Below are 14,528 nucleotides of genomic sequence, written 5' to 3'. Positions count from 1 at the left end.
GTCTCCCGGTGCGTCCCGCCGGGCCGGCCGTCGCCGTCCGACGGCCGCGCGCCGTGCGAAGTGTCGCCGTCGGACGGCGCGTCGTTCGGGGTGTCGCGGTCGGACGGCCGCGCGTCGTGCGGGGCGTCGCCGTCGGTCGGCTGCGGGCCGGAGACACCGCCGGCCGGACCGCCACCGGTCGGGTCGTCCGGTGCACCGCCGGCACCGGGCCCGGACCCGTCGTCGTCCGGGTCGTCGTCGGGGTCCCGGCCCAGCGCCTCGTCGAGGCGCTCCTCGTCCAGCCCCGGGGTGTCGAACGGGTCACGGCGGCGGCGGTGCGGCAGCGCCAGCCGGGCGGCGACCCGGACGTCCTCGGCGGTCACCTCGGCGCGGTTCTGCCAGGCGGCGTGCGCGAGCGCGGCCCGGGCGGTGACGATGTCGGCGCGCATCCCGTCCACGTCGAAGGCGGCGCAGACCTCGGCGATCTGCCGCAGCGCGCGGTCCGGCAGGGACACCCGGGGCAGCCGGGCCCGGGCGGCGGCGACCCGCCGGGCCACCGGGCGTCGGCGTCCGCCCAGCGGGCGGCGAACCCGGCCGGGTCGGCGTCGGCGGCGAGCCGACGACGGACCACCTCGACCCGTACGGCCGGGTCGCGGCTGGCGGCCACCTCGACGGTGAGCCCGAACCGGTCGAGCAACTGCGGGCGCAGCTCCTCCTCCGGGTTCATGGTGCCGACCAGCAGGAACCGGGCGTCGTGCCGGACCGAGACGCCCTCCCGTTCGACGTGGCAGCGGCCCATCGCGGCGGCGTCCAGCAGCAGGTCGACCAGGTGGTCGTGCAGCAGGTTCACCTCGTCGACATAGAGCACGCCCCGGTGGGCGGCGGCGAGCAGGCCGGGCTCGAAGGCGCGTACCCCCTCGGTGAGGGCCTGTTCCAGGTCGAGCGCGCCGACCACCCGGTCCTCGGCGGCACCGACCGGCAGTTCGACCAGGCGGGCCGGACGGCGCTCGCCGCCGCGCCGGCCGGGTGCGGGCCGTCGGGCAGCCCGGGTCGGGCGCGGCCGGGTCGCAGGCGAACCGGCAGCCGACCACCCGGTCGACCGGCGGCAGCAGGGCGGCCAGGGCGCGGACGGCGGTCGACTTCGCGGTGCCCTTCTCGCCCCGCACCAGGACCCCGCCGATCGCCGGGTTGACGGCGTTGAGCAGCAGCGCCAGCCGCATGTCGTCCATGCCGAGCACGGCGGAGAAGGGATAGGTGGTGGTCATGCCCGATCCTCCAGGTCGCCCTCGCCGGCCAGGTACGTCTCGCGGAGCCGGTCGAGGGTGTCCGGCCCGGGTGCGGCCCACAGGCCCCGGTCGGCGGCCTCCAGCAGCCGTTCGGTGATGCCGCGCAACGCCCACGGGTTGGACCGCTCGAGGAACTCCCGGTTCTCCGGGTCGAAGACGTACGCGGCGGCCAGCCGCTCGTACATCCAGTCGTCGACGACGCCGGCGGTGGCGTCGTAGCCGAACAGGTAGTCCACGGTGGCGGCCAGCTCGAACGCGCCCTTGTAGCCGTGCCGGCGCATCGCGGCGATCCACTTCGGGTTGACCACCCGGGCCCGGAACACCCGCCGGGTCTCCTCGCCGAGGGTGCGGGTCCGCACGTCGTGCGGCATGGCCGAGTCCCCCACGTAGGCGGCCGGGGACGCGCCGGTGAGGTGGCGGACCATCGCCACCATCCCGCCGTGGTACTGGAAGTAGTCGTCGGAGTCGACGATGTCGTGCTCCCGGGTGTCCTGGTTCTTCACGGCCACCGCGATCCGGGCGAAGGAGCGTTCCATGTCGGCGCGGGCGGCCCGCCCGTCGAGGTCGCGGCCGTACGCGTAGCCGCCCCAGACGGCGTACACCTCGGCGAGGTCGGCGTCGGTGCGCCAGTTCCGGGCGTCGATCAGCGGCAGCAGCCCCGCCCCGTACGCCCCGGGTTTCGAGCCGAAGATCCGGGCGGTGGCCCGGCGCTCGTCGCCGTGCTCGGCCAGGTCGGCGGTGACGTGCGCGCGGACGTGGTTGTCGGCGGCCGGCTCGTCGAGGGCGGCGACCTGCCGGACCGCGTCGTCGAGGAGCGCCACGACGTGCGGGAAGGCGTCCCGGAAGAAGCCGGAGATGCGGACGGTCACGTCGATCCGGGGCCGGCCCAGCTCGGCCAGGGGCAGCACCTCGATGCCGGTGACCCGGCGGGACCGGTCGTCCCAGGTCGGCCGGACCCCGAGCAGCGCGAGCACCTCGGCGATGTCGTCGCCCTGGGTACGCATGGCGCTGGTGCCCCACACGGTCAGCCCGACCGACCGGGGGTACGCCCCGGTGTCGGCGAGGTGCCGCGCCAGCAGCGAGTCCGCGAGGGCCACCCCGACGTCCCAGGCGTTGCGGCTCGGGATGGCCTTCGGGTCGACGGAGTAGAAGTTCCGGCCGGTGGGCAGCACGTTGACCAGGCCCCGGGTGGGCGAGCCGGACGGGCCGGGCGGGACGAACCGGCCGTCGAGCGCGCCGAGCACCCGGCCGATCTCGTCGGTGGTGCGGTCCAGCCGGGGCACCACCTCCCGGGCGGCGAAGCGGAGCACCTCGGCGGCGTCCGGGACGGGCCGGCCGACGACCTCGGCGACGACGGCGTCCACCTTCGTGTCGTCCCAGCCCAGGGTCTCCATGCCGACGACGAGGCGGCGGGCGAGCGCCTCGATCAGGTCGACGGCGTCGGCGGCGGTGGCGGCGGGACCGTCCACGGCGTCGGTCAGCTCCGCCGGTACGGCGAGCCGGGCGCCGGGTGCGGCGAGCAGCGCCTGCTCGTCCAGCCCGTACCCGGCGGCGAGGGCCTGCCGCAGGCCGGGCAGGGCGCGGACACCGCCCCAGACCTGCGGGGCGCGCAGCACGGCGAGGACCAGGTTGACCCGCGCCTCGCCGGTCGGCGCTTCGGCGAGGACGTGCAGCCCGTCGCGGATCTGCACGTCCTTGACCTCGCAGAGATAGCCGTCGAGGTGCAGCACGAAGTCGTCGAAGTCGTCGGCGCCGGGCATCTGCTCGGTGTGCAGGTCGTGGTGCAGTTCGGCGGCGCGGACCAGGTCCCAGATCTGGGCCCGGACGGTGGGCACCTTGGCCGGGTCGAGCGCCTGCACGGTCGCGTACTCGTCGAGGAGCTGTTCGAGTTTCGCCAGGTCGCCGTACGTCTCGGCGCGGGCCATCGGCGGCACCAGGTGGTCCACGACCACGGCGTGCGCGCGGCGCTTGGCCTGGGTGCCCTCGCCGGGGTCGTTGACGATGAACGGGTAGACCAGCGGCAGGTCACCGAGCACGGCGTCGGGGGCGCAGTCGGCGGCCAGCCCGAGGCCCTTGCCGGGCAGCCATTCCAGGGTGCCGTGCTTGCCGAGGTGGACCACCGCGTCGGCGCCGAAGCCGCCGTCGGCGACGGGCGCGGCCAGCCACCGGTAGGCGGCCAGGTAGTGGTGGCTGGGCGGCAGGTCGGGATCGTGGTAGATGGCGATCGGGTTCTCCCCGAAGCCGCGCGGCGGCTGGATGATCAGCACCACGTTGCCGAAGCGCAGCCCGGCGAGGACGAGGTCACCGCCGTCGGTGTAGAGCTGGCCGGGCGGCTCGCCCCAGTGCGCACGGATCCGTTCCCGCAGTCCGGCCGGTACGGCGTCGTACCAACGCCGGTAGGTGTGCGCCGGCACCCGCGCCTCGGCGGCGGCGAGCTGTTCCGGGGTGAGCCACTCGACGTCGTGCCCGCCGGCCGCGATGAGCGCGTGGATCAGCGCGTCGCCGTCGTCGGGGACGGGCCCGTCGCCGAGGTGCCAGCCGGCGTCGGCGAGGGCGGCCAGCAGCCGGACCGCGGACGCCGGGGTGTCCAGGCCGACCGCGTTGCCGACCCGGGAGTGCTTCGTCGGATAGGAGCTGAGCACGATCGCGAGTCGCTTGTCCGCGTTCGGCACGTGCCGCAGCCGGGCCTGGCGGACCGCGATGCCGGCGATCCGGGCGGCCCGCTCCGCGTCCGGCGCATAGACCGAGAGCCCGTCGGCGTCGATCCGCTTGAACGAGAACGGCACGGTGACGATCCGACCGTCGAACTCGGGGATGGCGACCTGCATCGCCGCGTCCAGTGGGGAGAGACCGGCGTCGCTGCCGGCCCACTGGTCGCGGGTGCCGGTGAGGCAGAGCGCCTGGACGATCGGCACGTCGAGGGCGGCGAGCGCACCCACGTCCCAGGCGTCCTCGTCGCCCCCGCCGGCCGCATCGGTGGCGACGGTCCCGCCGGCGGCGAGCACCGTCACGACGAGGGTGTCGCAGCGGGCGAAGAGGTCGAGCGGCCCGGCGCCCGGGGTGAGGCCGCGCAGCGAGCCGCAGAAGATCGGCAGCGGGTGCCCGCCGGCCGCGTGCACCGCGTCGGCCAGGGTGTCGACGAAGGCGGTGTTCCCGGCCAGGGCGTGCGCCCGGTAGAAGACGATCCCGACGGTGGGCCGCCCGTCGGCGCCGGTCGCGGGCCGGTCGCCGAGGATGCCGTACAGCGGGGTGGGGGTGGGCGGGGCGAAGCCCTCGCCGGTGAGCAGGACCGTGTCGGAGAGGAACCGGGCCAGCTGGGCCAGGTTGTCGGGGCCACCCTCGGCCAGGTATGCCAGCGCCTGGGTGGCCACCCCGGCGGGCACCGTGGAGGCGGCCATCAGCTCCGCGTCGGGCAGCGCCTCGCCGCCGAGCACCACCGTGGGCACGCCGGAGGCGAGCAGCGCGGCGAGGCCGTCCGGCCACGCCTGTCGGCCGCCGAGCAGCCGTACGACGGCCAGGTCGACGCCGTCGAGCAGGGCGGGCACGGCGTCGACGGCGACCCGGGCGGGGTTGGCGAGGCGGTAGTCGGCACCGCTGGCGCGGGCGGCGAGCAGGTCGGTGTCGGCGGTGGAGAGCAGCAGGACGCGCACGGACGGCTCCGGAGAGTGACGCCCGGACCGGCGCGGGGGCCGGTCGGGCGGGGCGAGGGTGGGCGCGGTTCAGCCGGTACGGCGGGTCGCCGGCCGGGTCACCGGCGGGCGGCCGGCGGGTGTGGCGGCGGGCTCAGCGGTGAACGGCGGGGCTGACCGAGGCGGCGGCGGAGTCGGCCGCGGGCGTCGGGATCCGGCCGGGTCGAGGGACGACCACCACGGCGGTACGGCTGAGCACGGGCACGCTGCCGTGCGCGGTGCGGCTACGACGGATCTCGTCGACGGTGGAGACGCTGCGCGTCATCGGGTCCTCCTCGGGTGTCCACGCCCTGGGGTACGTCCCGACGGCCGAAGTATCCTGGCTCCCGGATCGACGCTCACCCCCGGCCTTCCAACCGCGCACGCACGGCCGTGACTCACGAGGGGGGATCGCTCCCCGGTGACAGTGGCGGGACCGCGCCGGAATCACACCGGCTTCCTTCACTGCCGTCAGGCCGCGAATGCTGCCACACCCGCCCGCCGCCGGTCAACGCCACCCGGCTGGACCGTCGGCGGACCCTGGGCATGCACGCCGATGAATGCGCTTGAGTTCCCACGCAATCACGGGAATGAATGGAACACACGTCTCGGAACGGGCCGCGACATTGCCGCTCGACGGCATCCACAATGGCGGACACCGCCGCCGGGACGGTGCGTCGGGGCTGGTCCGGCGGCCCGGGGTGCAGGCGGTGACCGCCGTCGTCGCCGTCGCGGGAAACCGTGGTCGACCGGGCCGCGCGGATCACCGGCACCGGCGTTCGCGGCGGCCGGAAACGAGGTCACGGCAGGCCGTCCCGGCACCGATCCGGGCGGCGGGACGCGCCGCGGCCGGTGTGACGGGGGACCCAGTCTCAGCGGGCGCGGCGCTCCGGGTGGGCCCGGTTCCAGGCCCGCATCCGCTCCGGATAGCCGGTACGGGCCGCCTCGTAGAGCGGGATCGCGTGCTTCTGGGCGATCTTCGCAGCGGCCCGGGGCGTGCCGGTACGCCGCCGGATCCACTCGCCGTCGTCGGCGATCGCGACCACCGTGGTGTCGGTGGCGGTGGTCTCCGGCTCCAGATAGAACTCCACACCCCGGCGGCTGGTGGCGAACGCGGTCAGCGCCGCGAGGTCGTCGGCGGTCGCCTCCCGGTCCAGCTTCGTCGGCGTGGTCGGGTCGGCAGTCCGCCGGGTGAACCAGCCCATGTCCGCCTCCTTGCCCTCGGCCTCCGCCCAGTCCACCACGGTCACCTGACAACCGGCTGCGAGCCGGGTGGGAGAAGCCTGACCTCGGAGGGCGCCCGGTCGGCGAGGTGGCGGCGGGCCAGCCCGGTCAGGCCGGGCGGGCCGGTGGACGCAGGACCGGCACCAGGAACAGGGTGGGCAGCAGCAGGACGGGGACGACGAGCAGCGCGCGGAGCGTACCGACGTGGTCGCCGAGCAGCCCGAGCAACGGCGGGCCGGCCAGGAAGGCGGTGTAGCCGATCACGGCGACCACGCTGACCCGGGCGGGTGCCCGGTCCTCGTCGTCGGCGGCGGCGCTCATCCCCACCGGGAAGCCGAGCGACGCGCCGAGCCCCCAGAACGCCACCCCGACGATCGCCAGCGGGCCGGAGCCGGCCAGCACGGCGAGGGTGGCCCCGGCGGCGGCCAGGCCGATGGTGCCGAAGAGCACCGGCACCCGGCCCCACCGGTCGATGGCGACGGTGCCGACGGTGCGGCCGAGGGTCATGCCGACCACGAAGACCCCGAAGACGGTCGCGCCGACCGCCTCGCTGACGCCGTACCCGTCGATGAAGGCGACCGCCACCCAGTCGTTGGCGCTGCCCTCGGTGAACGCGGCCACCAGCACCAGCAGGCCGATGAGCAGGGTGCGGGGCTCACGCCAGGTGGCGAGCAGGGTCCGCCGCCGGTCGCCCGCCGCCGTCGGTCCGCCGTCCTCGGCGGGTGCCGGCAGGAAGGACCGGGCCCCGAGCAGGGTGCCGCCGAACACCACCGCAGCCACCACCGTCAGGTGTACGCCGATCGGCACCCCGACGCGGGCCGCACCGGCCCCGAGGCCCGCCCCGGCCACCGAACCCAGGCTCCAGGCCGCGTGGAACCGGGGCAGGATGGTGCGGCCGAGCCGCTTCTCCACGGTCGCACCCTCGATGTTCATCGCCACGTCGCAGGTGCCGGAGCCGTAGCCGAGGGCGAACAGGCCGACGGCAACCCCGACCGGCGAGCCGAGCAGGCCGGTGGAGAGCCCGGCGACGGTGAGGCCGAGCGCCACGAAGGCGGTCGACGCGACCACCGTCCGGGCCGGGCCGAGCCGCTGGGTGACCAGCCCGGCGGTCGGCATGGCCAGCAGCGCGCCGACGGACATGGCGATCAGGAGCAGCCCGAGCTGACCGGCGCTGAGACCGAGCGAGTCGCGGACCGCCGGCACCCGGGCGAACCAGGACGCCACCGCGAGCCCGTTGAGGGCGAAGACGACCGCGACGCCGGTGCGGGCGGCCAGCACAGCGCGGGACCCGGGCGGAACGGCGACGGGGTCGGTGACCGGCGCGCCGGTGGGGTTCACGATGCGGGTTCCTCTCGTGCTGCGGATGTCCTGCGACGATCACACACCCGGGCCGGTACCGGCCACAAGCCCGAGCCGCCCCTTACCGGCGAGGCGCCCGCCACAGCGGTGGTTGACCGGCGCACCTGCGGGTATGCGCCCGGCGTCCGCGCACGGGAAGGGTGGGGACCAGGTGACCGAGCCCGCGCCGCCGCACCGGCAGCCCGAGGAGGACCCGCGGCACGGCCGGCTGGCCGCCCGGCCCGCGCCGCCGACGACCGAGGGCGGGACCGGCCTGGTGTCGCTGCCCGGCCCGCAGCGGGAGTCGCCGGCGCTGGCGTACGTCCCGGCGGGCGGGGACGGGGCGTACCGGCTGGTGGTGCTGCTGCACGGGGCCGGCGGGTCCGCCCGGCAGGGGCTGGACCTGCTGCTGCCCCTCGCGGACGCGCACCGGCTGCTGTTGCTCGCCCCGCAGGCCACCGCGAGCAGTTGGGACCTGATCGTCGAGGGGTACGGCCCGGACGTGCGGCGGATCGACGGGCTGCTCGACACGCTCTTCGCGCGCTACCCGATCGAGGGCGTGGCGCTGGGCGGCTTCTCCGACGGCGCGTCGTACGCCCTCTCCCTGGGCCTGACCAACGGCGACCTGGTCGACGCGGTGCTGGCGTTCTCCCCCGGCTTCGCCGCGCCGCTGGTCACCCACGGCCGGCCGCGGATCTTCGTGGCGCACGGCACCGACGACCGGGTGCTGCCGGTGGACCCGTGCAGCCGGCGGCTGGTGCCCCGGCTGCGCTCCCTCGGCCACCCGGTCGAGTACGCCGAGTTCGCGGGCGGCCACGAGGTGCCGGCGGCGATCCGGCAGCGGGCGGTGGACTGGCTGACCGCACAGCGCGGCCCCGGTCCGGGCCGCTGACCGGCCGGCCCGGTAACGGCAGCTGACCCGGCCGTCCCGGTCAGGGGCCGCTGACCGCCGCGTCCACCCGGCCCAGCACGGTGGCGTCGTCGTCCACGCCCACGCCGCGCAGCAGGTCGATGGCGGTGGCCCGGACCTGGCCGATGATCATGGCGAGCGGCAGCGTCTGGCCCGGCGTGAAGAGCCGCCCCGCCGCGCGGACGGCGGCCAGCGCGGCGATGTCGGTCCGTTCGGCGTGCCGGTCGGCGATGTGCTCCTGCCCGCTCAGGTCGGCGGCGAGCGCGTCCCCGGCGGAGCGGACCGCCTCGGCCAGGGTGCGGATCGCCGCGCCCAGGTCGGCCGGCACCGGCGCGGTGCCCCGGGTCAGGGTGACCGCGGCCCGGGCCAGCACCCGGACGTTGCGGACCGCGTAGTCGATCTGCCGGATGGAACCCTCCACCGACCGGAGCCGGCCGATGTGCCGACGGCGGCGGACGTTGAGCCGCAGCGCCTCACCGGCCGCGAGGACCGCGTCGCGCAGCCGCTCCACGGTGGCGTCGGCGTGCCGGGCCCGGTCCAGCGCGGCCAGCGCCGCCTCCTCGTCGCCCCCGTCCAGGGCGGTGGCGATCTCGTCGAGCAGCCCGGCCAGCTCCTCGAAGGTGTGCCGGAACTCGGCCACCAGCGGGGCGAGCGGGCGACGCGCGTCGATCAGCTGGCTGGCGGCGAGCGCCACGCCACCGCCGATCAGCGCGTCGACGAACCGGAACGGCACCAGCGACTCGGTCGGCGGCGAGACCACCACCAGATAGAGCGCGGAGACGGCGGCCTGCACCACCGACACGGTGCTGGCGCCGATCGCCACCGCCAGGGCGATGGTGAGCAGGATGACGGTGAAGACGGTGCTGGTGGTACGCGGCCCGAGCGCCTGGACGACGAGGTCGGCGACGAGCACCCCGGCGGCGACGCCGAGCACCACCTCGACCGCCCGGCGCATCCGCTGACCACGGGCCTGGCCCAGCACGATGAGCGCGGCGGCCGGGGCGAAGAAGGGCTGCGGGTGCCCGACCAGCCGGGTGGCCAGCACCCAGGAGACGGTCGCCGCTCCGGTGGCCTCCGCCACCGGCAGCCAGCCCCGCCGCAGCCGCCCCGCGGCCTCCCGGAACCAGCTCCACCGCGCCATCGCCGCCTCCTCCACGCCCGGACCGCCCCATCGTGCGCCGCCGCCCGCCGCGGCGCACCCGAGGGTGGTGGCGCTCACCCGTCCACCGCGCGGCGGGTCAGCAGGTGCCGCCGGTCTCCCAGTTGAGCTTGCCGCCACCGAACGGCACGACGCCCGGCTTGAGGGTCTGCGGGATGCCGGCGTTGCCGGCCACCACGTACCAGGAGTCGCCGCAGGCGCCGGGGAGGCTGAGCGTCATGGTCCACCGGGGCTGCGCGCGGTCGAGCCAGCGGACCTGGGACCGGTACAGGGTGGCGCCGCCGTCGGCGGTGCGGCGGTAGGTGGCCCAGAAGACGCGGATCCGCTCGCCCGGGCAGAGCTGGTCGGACACGTCCCCGCCGGTCCGGGCGGCCACCTTGACCACCCCGTACGTGAAGACCTGGACGACGTCCACCACCCCGGCCGGCGTGCAGGACGGCCGGGCCGTGGTGGTCGCGGTGCGGCCGCCCGGGTCGGGGTACGGCTGGACCGCGCCGGGACGGGCCGCCCGGTCGGGCGGGCCGTGGCGGCGGCCGTGGGGCGGGGGCGGACCGTCGCGGTGGCCGTCGGTGCCGGGGCGACGGGCGTGGTGGCCGGGGTGGACGGGTCGGCCACGACCGCCGCGGTCACCTCCGCGACCGGCCGTTCGGGCAGCGACCGGTTCCCGGTCGACCACACCACGGCGAGCGGGACGAGCAGCGCCAGCGCGGCGCCGAGCCCGACCCCGGGCAGCAGCCACCGACGACGGGCGCTCGGCGGACGGTCGGTGGACGGCTGCTCGGACATACGGGCTCCGGGGCGTGGGAGGGAACGGTTCGCGAGATCGTACGACCGCAGCGGTGCCCGCAGCGGACCGGGACGGCCGACGCCGGGATCGGATGACAGCATGGAGGGACCGGGACGGGAGGGTGCCGTGCACACCGAGGAAACCGAACGCTACGACCGGACGATCGCGGCCTGGCGGACCGCCGCCGAGCAGGGTGACGCCGCGGCGGCCGTCCGCTGCCTCGCCCCCGACGTCGAGGTGATCTCGCCGCTGACCGCCCGGTTCCGGTTTCACGGCCCCGGGCAGGTGGGCGACATGCTCGCCGCCGCCTACGAGGTGCTGACCGACATCCGGTTCCACACGGCGGTCGGCGAGGGGGCGACCCGGGCGCTGTTCTTCCACGCCCGGGCCGGCGGCGAGGAGGTGGAGGAGGCGCAGCTGCTCCGGCTGGACGCCGACGGGCTGATCCACGAGCTGACCCTCTTCGGCCGGCCGCTGCCGGCGCTGACCACGGTGCTGCGGGATCTCGGCCCCCGGCTGCTGCGCCGGCAGGGTCGGCCAGGGCTGGCCCGCGTGGTCGCCCTGGCCACCCGGCCGCTGGCCGCGTTGACCGGGTCGGGTGACCGGCGGATCGTCCCGCTGGGCGACCCGTCCCGGGCCCGTCGACCGGGTCGCTGACCGACTCAGGCGGCAGCCGTGAGGCGGGCGTACTCCGGGGAGGCCAGGAAGCGGGCCAGCACCTCGGCCGTGCCCGGGGTGTACGGGCGGCCGTCGAACAGCTCGTCGGCGGAGACGAAGACGATCGCCGCCCCCTCGCCGAGCACCACGTCCTCCTGGCGGGCCCGGGTGGCGCCCCAGAAGTAGTGCATCACCCGGTCGATCTCGGGCATCTCCTGGGTGGCGAAGAGCCGCAGCGCGCCGTCGGGGCGCAGCCCGGTCTCCTCCTCCAGCTCACGCAGCGCCGTCTCCTCGATCGTCTCGCCCGGCTCCCAGTGCCCACCGGGCAACCCCCAGACGTCGGGGTGGTACGGCGCGTGCGGGTCGCGGAGCTGGAGCAGCAGCCGGCCGGCGGGGTCGACCAGCAGGATGCAGGCGATGGGGTGCATCCGGCGAACCTAGCCGGAACCGCCGACAGTCGGGGGCCGAAGGTCCCTACCGGCGCGGCGGGCCGGGGTCCCCAATGGAAGGTGGTGACCCGAGGGAGGCTGCGATGTCCGGGACGACGGGGCCGCGCCGCGGCGGGATCTGGTACGGGCACATCCGCTGGATGTACCGGGGGCGCCGGCCGAACGCGCTGGCCCGGCTGATGAACCGCCTCTCGGCCCGGCAGTACGCGGCCGGGCTCGCCCCGGGGCACTGGGTGAGCCTGGAGGTGCCGGGCCGCCGTACCGGCCGGACCGTGTCGGTGCCCCTGGTGGTGGCGGACCACGACGGCGGGCGCTACCTGGTGGCGATGCTCGGCGAGCGGACCAACTGGGTGGCGAACGTGCGCGCCGCGGGTGGTCGGGCGGTGCTGCGGCACGGCCGGCGGGAGGTGGTCCGGTTGACCGAGGTGCCGGTGGCCGACCGCCCGCCGATCCTGCGTCGGCACCTGACTCTCGCCCCCGGTGCCCGTCCGCACGTGCCGGTGGACCGGCGGGCACCGCTGGCTGACTTCGCCCGGATCGCCGCCGACTTCCCGGTCTTCCGGATCACGGCCGAACCGCCTGCGGGCTGACCCGGGGCGGTCAGGCGGGGACGGCCGGCACCCGACCGTACGCGCGGTCGCCGAGCGCGGCCAGCCGGGTCCGGGTGGCGTCGTCGCAGAGCGCCCCGGCCAGTCCGGCGGCCCAGGCGGCGGCGGGGTCGACGCCGAGCCGGGCCGCGAGGGCGTACTCGTCGGTCAGGGTGATGTCGAAGATCGCCGGGTCGTCGGTGGAGACCGAGCAGCGCACGCCGGCCTCGGCGAGCCGGGTCACCGGGTGCGGCCGGTCCGGCCGGGCCACCCGAGCCGGAGGTTCGACGTCGGGGTCACGTCCAGCACCACGCCCCGGCCGACCAGCTCAGTGACCAGGTCCGGGTCGTCGGCGGCGCGGACACCGTGCCGGATCCGCGCCGCGCCCATCGCGAGCACCTCGCGGACCGCGTCCGGGCCGGCCGCCTCCCCGGCGTGCGGCACGAAGGGCAGGCCGCCGCCGCGGGCGATGCCGACCGCCCGGGCGTACGGCTCGGTCGGATGGCGTCCCTCGGCACCGGAGAGGCCGAAGCCGACCACCCCCCGACCGGCGAACCGGACCGCCACCCGGGCCGCCTCCTCGGCCAGGTCGACGTCCTGCCCCCGGAACACCTGCGGGGTCAGTCCGATCTCGACGGCGTAGCGCTCACGGGCCTCGGCGGCGGCGTCGCAGCAGGCGGCGAGGACATCCGCCCAGCCGGCCGGGCCGCCGAACCGCTCCTCCGCGTCGAGGATCGGCTCCAGGTAGACCGCGCCGTGCCCGGCCGCCTCGGCGGCGTACGCGAGCAGGGCCCGCCGGTAGTCGGCGGGGGTACGCAGACAGTCGGTGACCGTGTTCCACCGGTCGATGAAGTCGTACAGGTCGGTGAAGAAGTCCGGGGGTCGCCGGTCGGGCGGGGTCAGCCCGTGGCCCCGGGCGATGGTGGCGAGCAGCCCGGGGCGGACCGTCCCCTCCAGATGGACGTGCAGTTCGATCTTGGGTTGCTGGAGCTGGGCCGGGGTCACGGGGTCCTCCTCTTCGCACGCGCGGCGCTGCGGCGTGGACCGCTCCAGCGTGCCCCGCGCGGGGTCGGTCGCACCTCCCCCGGACGAGGGATGATCTCCACCGAAAATCCGAACGGGACAACCTTTCAGAATATCGATTTCCGGCGTTTTCCGGCCTCCGCCGAATGGGAGCAGGGGCCGGTAAGATCGGCGACAGCCATGTGACTGATCGCTGACTGCTGAATGTGATGGCGATCACACACACTGTGCCCATGAATACGAGACCCTGGCGTGGTCGGGCCCTCCGTCTCACGGCGTGTCTCGCCCTGGTGGCGGCACTCGCCGGGTGCATGCAACTCAACCTCGGCCTCACCGTCGCCGCCGACGACACGGTCAGCGGGCAACTCCTGCTCACCGCCGAGAAGTCCCTGCTCAGGTCCCGCAACAGCGACGTGTCGGCGGCCTTCGCCGAACTGCGGCAGAACATTCCCACGCTGCCCGCCGGCACCGAGACCCGCTACGAGGACTCCCGTTACTACGGCATTCTGATCGCCTACCGACAGAAACCGTTGCGCGAATTCACCAGCGAGAGTGTGAACCTGGTCCGCGACGGCGATCTCTACCGCTTCACCCTCCCGCTCGATCCGAAGAAATACGGCGGGAAGGTGGCCGAACAGGACCCGCGCAACCAGCAGGCGTTCATGACGTTGATGTCGTTCGAGATCTCGGTGACCTTCCCCGGCCGGATCCTCGACACCAACGGCACGGTCACCGGCCGCTCGGTGAGCTGGAAGGTGGTCGCCAACCAGCCGAAGCCCGCGGAGCTGCGGGCGGTGGCCGAGGCACCGCCGCAGCCGTCCGCCTCCGGTCCGGGGGCCGCCGCCCCCACCGGCGACGGCGGCGGTTCGTTCCCGTGGCTGCTGGTGGCAGCCGGCGTGGTCATCGCGCTGCTGGTCGCCGTGGTCGTCGTACTCCTGCTCCGTCGTCCGCGCGGCCCGGGACCCGCCGCCCCGGCCGCGCCCACGCCCGGCGTCACGCCCCCGGCGAACCAGCCGGGGCCGGTCTGACCGGCACCTCACCCGGGCGGCCCCGGGCCGCCGCACCACCCACCCTCCCTCGCACCACCCGGCACCATCCGAAGGGAGATCGCCGTGAACGATCTCTTCACCTGGGCCGCCCTCGGCAGCCTGACCGGCGCGAGCGCCGCCACCCTGCTGGCCGCCAACGTCATCGGCGGACTGCTCGGCCCCGACGGCGACAAGGCCCGCAAGTGGATCGCGCTGGGCATCGCCCTCGCGCTGTCCTACCTCACCGCGGCGTTCGCCGCCGACGCCGGCGCCCAGAAGTGGATCATCGCCTTCTTCAACGGGCTGGTCATCTTCTCCGCCGCGCTCGGCGTCAACCAGCTGCCGCCGGGCAACCGGCAGGCGACAAGTGCGTCGCCGACCCAGCTCGCGCAGGGTCGCGAGCCCCGCTACATCCGCTCCTGGGTCTGAGAGG

At 75.7% G+C, this 14,528-nt stretch carries 12 protein-coding genes, 2 pseudogenes and 1 riboswitch; of the genes and pseudogenes, 5 read left to right on the top strand and 9 right to left on the bottom strand.

Features of this window, described 5'->3' with window-relative positions:
• Positions 1-88: 88 nt before the first annotated feature.
• The 5 genes and pseudogenes from MRQ36_RS34690 to MRQ36_RS25815 form a co-directional block, all read right to left on the bottom strand.
• Positions 89-1,244 (bottom strand): annotated as a pseudogene (locus MRQ36_RS34690) (ATP-binding protein); the annotation flags it as partial.
• Positions 1,241-4,915 carry a cobaltochelatase subunit CobN gene (gene cobN, locus MRQ36_RS25830; RefSeq protein WP_242799339.1) on the bottom strand — a complete coding sequence of 1,225 codons (3,675 nt, stop codon included), beginning with the start codon at positions 4,913-4,915 and terminating at the stop codon, positions 1,241-1,243. The gene cobN and the pseudogene MRQ36_RS34690, both read right to left, overlap by 4 nt.
• A 133-nt stretch (positions 4,916-5,048) precedes the next feature.
• Positions 5,049-5,219: a hypothetical protein gene (locus MRQ36_RS25825; protein WP_242799338.1), complete on the bottom strand. Its 171-nt coding sequence runs from the start codon at positions 5,217-5,219 to the stop codon at positions 5,049-5,051.
• Between the two features lie 47 nt (positions 5,220-5,266).
• A riboswitch (cobalamin riboswitch) is annotated at positions 5,267-5,396 on the bottom strand.
• 409 nt (positions 5,397-5,805) lie between these two features.
• Positions 5,806-6,138, bottom strand: coding sequence for a hypothetical protein (locus tag MRQ36_RS25820; RefSeq protein WP_242801383.1), 333 nt, complete (start codon positions 6,136-6,138; stop codon positions 5,806-5,808).
• 127 nt (positions 6,139-6,265) lie between these two features.
• Complete coding sequence (locus tag MRQ36_RS25815) at positions 6,266-7,495, bottom strand: MFS transporter (protein ID WP_242799337.1); 1,230 nt, start codon at positions 7,493-7,495, stop codon at positions 6,266-6,268.
• A gap of 172 nt (positions 7,496-7,667) precedes the next feature.
• On the opposite strand from MRQ36_RS25815, the gene MRQ36_RS25810 reads away from it, so the two are divergent.
• A complete protein-coding gene (locus MRQ36_RS25810; RefSeq protein WP_242799336.1) occupies positions 7,668-8,387 on the top strand; it encodes an alpha/beta hydrolase in 720 nt (239 codons plus the stop codon).
• Between the two features lie 40 nt (positions 8,388-8,427).
• On the opposite strand, the gene MRQ36_RS25805 is transcribed toward MRQ36_RS25810, so the two are convergent.
• Together MRQ36_RS25805 and MRQ36_RS25800 are read right to left on the bottom strand one after the other, a co-directional pair.
• Entirely contained in the window at positions 8,428-9,624 is a 1,197-nt protein-coding gene (locus tag MRQ36_RS25805) for an aromatic acid exporter family protein (RefSeq protein WP_242799335.1), read from the bottom strand.
• A gap of 19 nt (positions 9,625-9,643) precedes the next feature.
• Positions 9,644-9,982 (bottom strand): hypothetical protein, encoded by a 339-nt coding sequence (locus MRQ36_RS25800; protein ID WP_242799334.1) that lies wholly within the window; start codon positions 9,980-9,982, stop codon positions 9,644-9,646.
• A gap of 468 nt (positions 9,983-10,450) precedes the next feature.
• Here MRQ36_RS25800 and MRQ36_RS25795 point away from each other — a divergent pair, with 468 nt between their 5' ends.
• Positions 10,451-11,008, top strand: coding sequence for a nuclear transport factor 2 family protein (locus tag MRQ36_RS25795; RefSeq protein WP_242799333.1), 558 nt, complete (start codon positions 10,451-10,453; stop codon positions 11,006-11,008).
• A 5-nt stretch (positions 11,009-11,013) separates the two neighbouring features.
• Here the strand turns inward: MRQ36_RS25795 and MRQ36_RS25790 are convergent, their stop codons facing one another.
• A complete protein-coding gene (locus MRQ36_RS25790) occupies positions 11,014-11,436 on the bottom strand; it encodes an NUDIX domain-containing protein (RefSeq protein WP_242799332.1) in 423 nt (140 codons plus the stop codon).
• A 104-nt stretch (positions 11,437-11,540) separates the two neighbouring features.
• On the opposite strand from MRQ36_RS25790, the gene MRQ36_RS25785 reads away from it, so the two are divergent.
• Entirely contained in the window at positions 11,541-12,047 is a 507-nt protein-coding gene (locus tag MRQ36_RS25785) for a nitroreductase/quinone reductase family protein (RefSeq protein WP_242799331.1), read from the top strand.
• Between the two features lie 10 nt (positions 12,048-12,057).
• Here MRQ36_RS25785 and MRQ36_RS25780 read toward each other — a convergent pair.
• A pseudogene (locus MRQ36_RS25780) lies at positions 12,058-13,049 on the bottom strand (adenosine deaminase).
• A 251-nt stretch (positions 13,050-13,300) separates the two neighbouring features.
• On the opposite strand from MRQ36_RS25780, the gene MRQ36_RS25775 reads away from it, so the two are divergent.
• Positions 13,301-14,095, top strand: a complete 795-nt coding sequence (locus tag MRQ36_RS25775; protein WP_242799330.1) for a DUF3153 domain-containing protein — start codon at positions 13,301-13,303, stop codon at positions 14,093-14,095.
• Between the two features lie 84 nt (positions 14,096-14,179).
• Positions 14,180-14,524, top strand: a complete 345-nt coding sequence (locus MRQ36_RS25770; RefSeq protein ID WP_242799329.1) for a hypothetical protein — start codon at positions 14,180-14,182, stop codon at positions 14,522-14,524.
• The last annotated feature ends 4 nt before the right edge of the window (positions 14,525-14,528 follow it).

It is taken from the genome of Micromonospora sp. R77, from assembly GCF_022747945.1.
In the GTDB taxonomy this organism is placed as follows: domain Bacteria; phylum Actinomycetota; class Actinomycetes; order Mycobacteriales; family Micromonosporaceae; genus Micromonospora.
The sequence above is the reverse complement of the archived record's forward strand: the minus strand, read 5'-3'. Positions and strand labels throughout refer to the sequence as shown.

Excerpts from the sequence above, each read along its gene's own strand:
- MRQ36_RS25825 (WP_242799338.1), bottom strand. The coding sequence starts at position 5,219 with ATGACGCGCAGCGTCTCCACCGTCGACGAGATCCGTCGTAGCCGCACC.
- MRQ36_RS25790 (WP_242799332.1), bottom strand. The coding sequence starts at position 11,436 with ATGCACCCCATCGCCTGCATCCTGCTGGTCGACCCCGCCGGCCGGCTG.
- MRQ36_RS25795 (WP_242799333.1), top strand. The coding sequence starts at position 10,451 with ATGGAGGGACCGGGACGGGAGGGTGCCGTGCACACCGAGGAAACCGAA.
- MRQ36_RS25775 (WP_242799330.1), top strand. The coding sequence starts at position 13,301 with ATGAATACGAGACCCTGGCGTGGTCGGGCCCTCCGTCTCACGGCGTGT.
- MRQ36_RS25785 (WP_242799331.1), top strand. The coding sequence starts at position 11,541 with ATGTCCGGGACGACGGGGCCGCGCCGCGGCGGGATCTGGTACGGGCAC.
- MRQ36_RS25820 (WP_242801383.1), bottom strand. The coding sequence starts at position 6,138 with ATGGGCTGGTTCACCCGGCGGACTGCCGACCCGACCACGCCGACGAAG.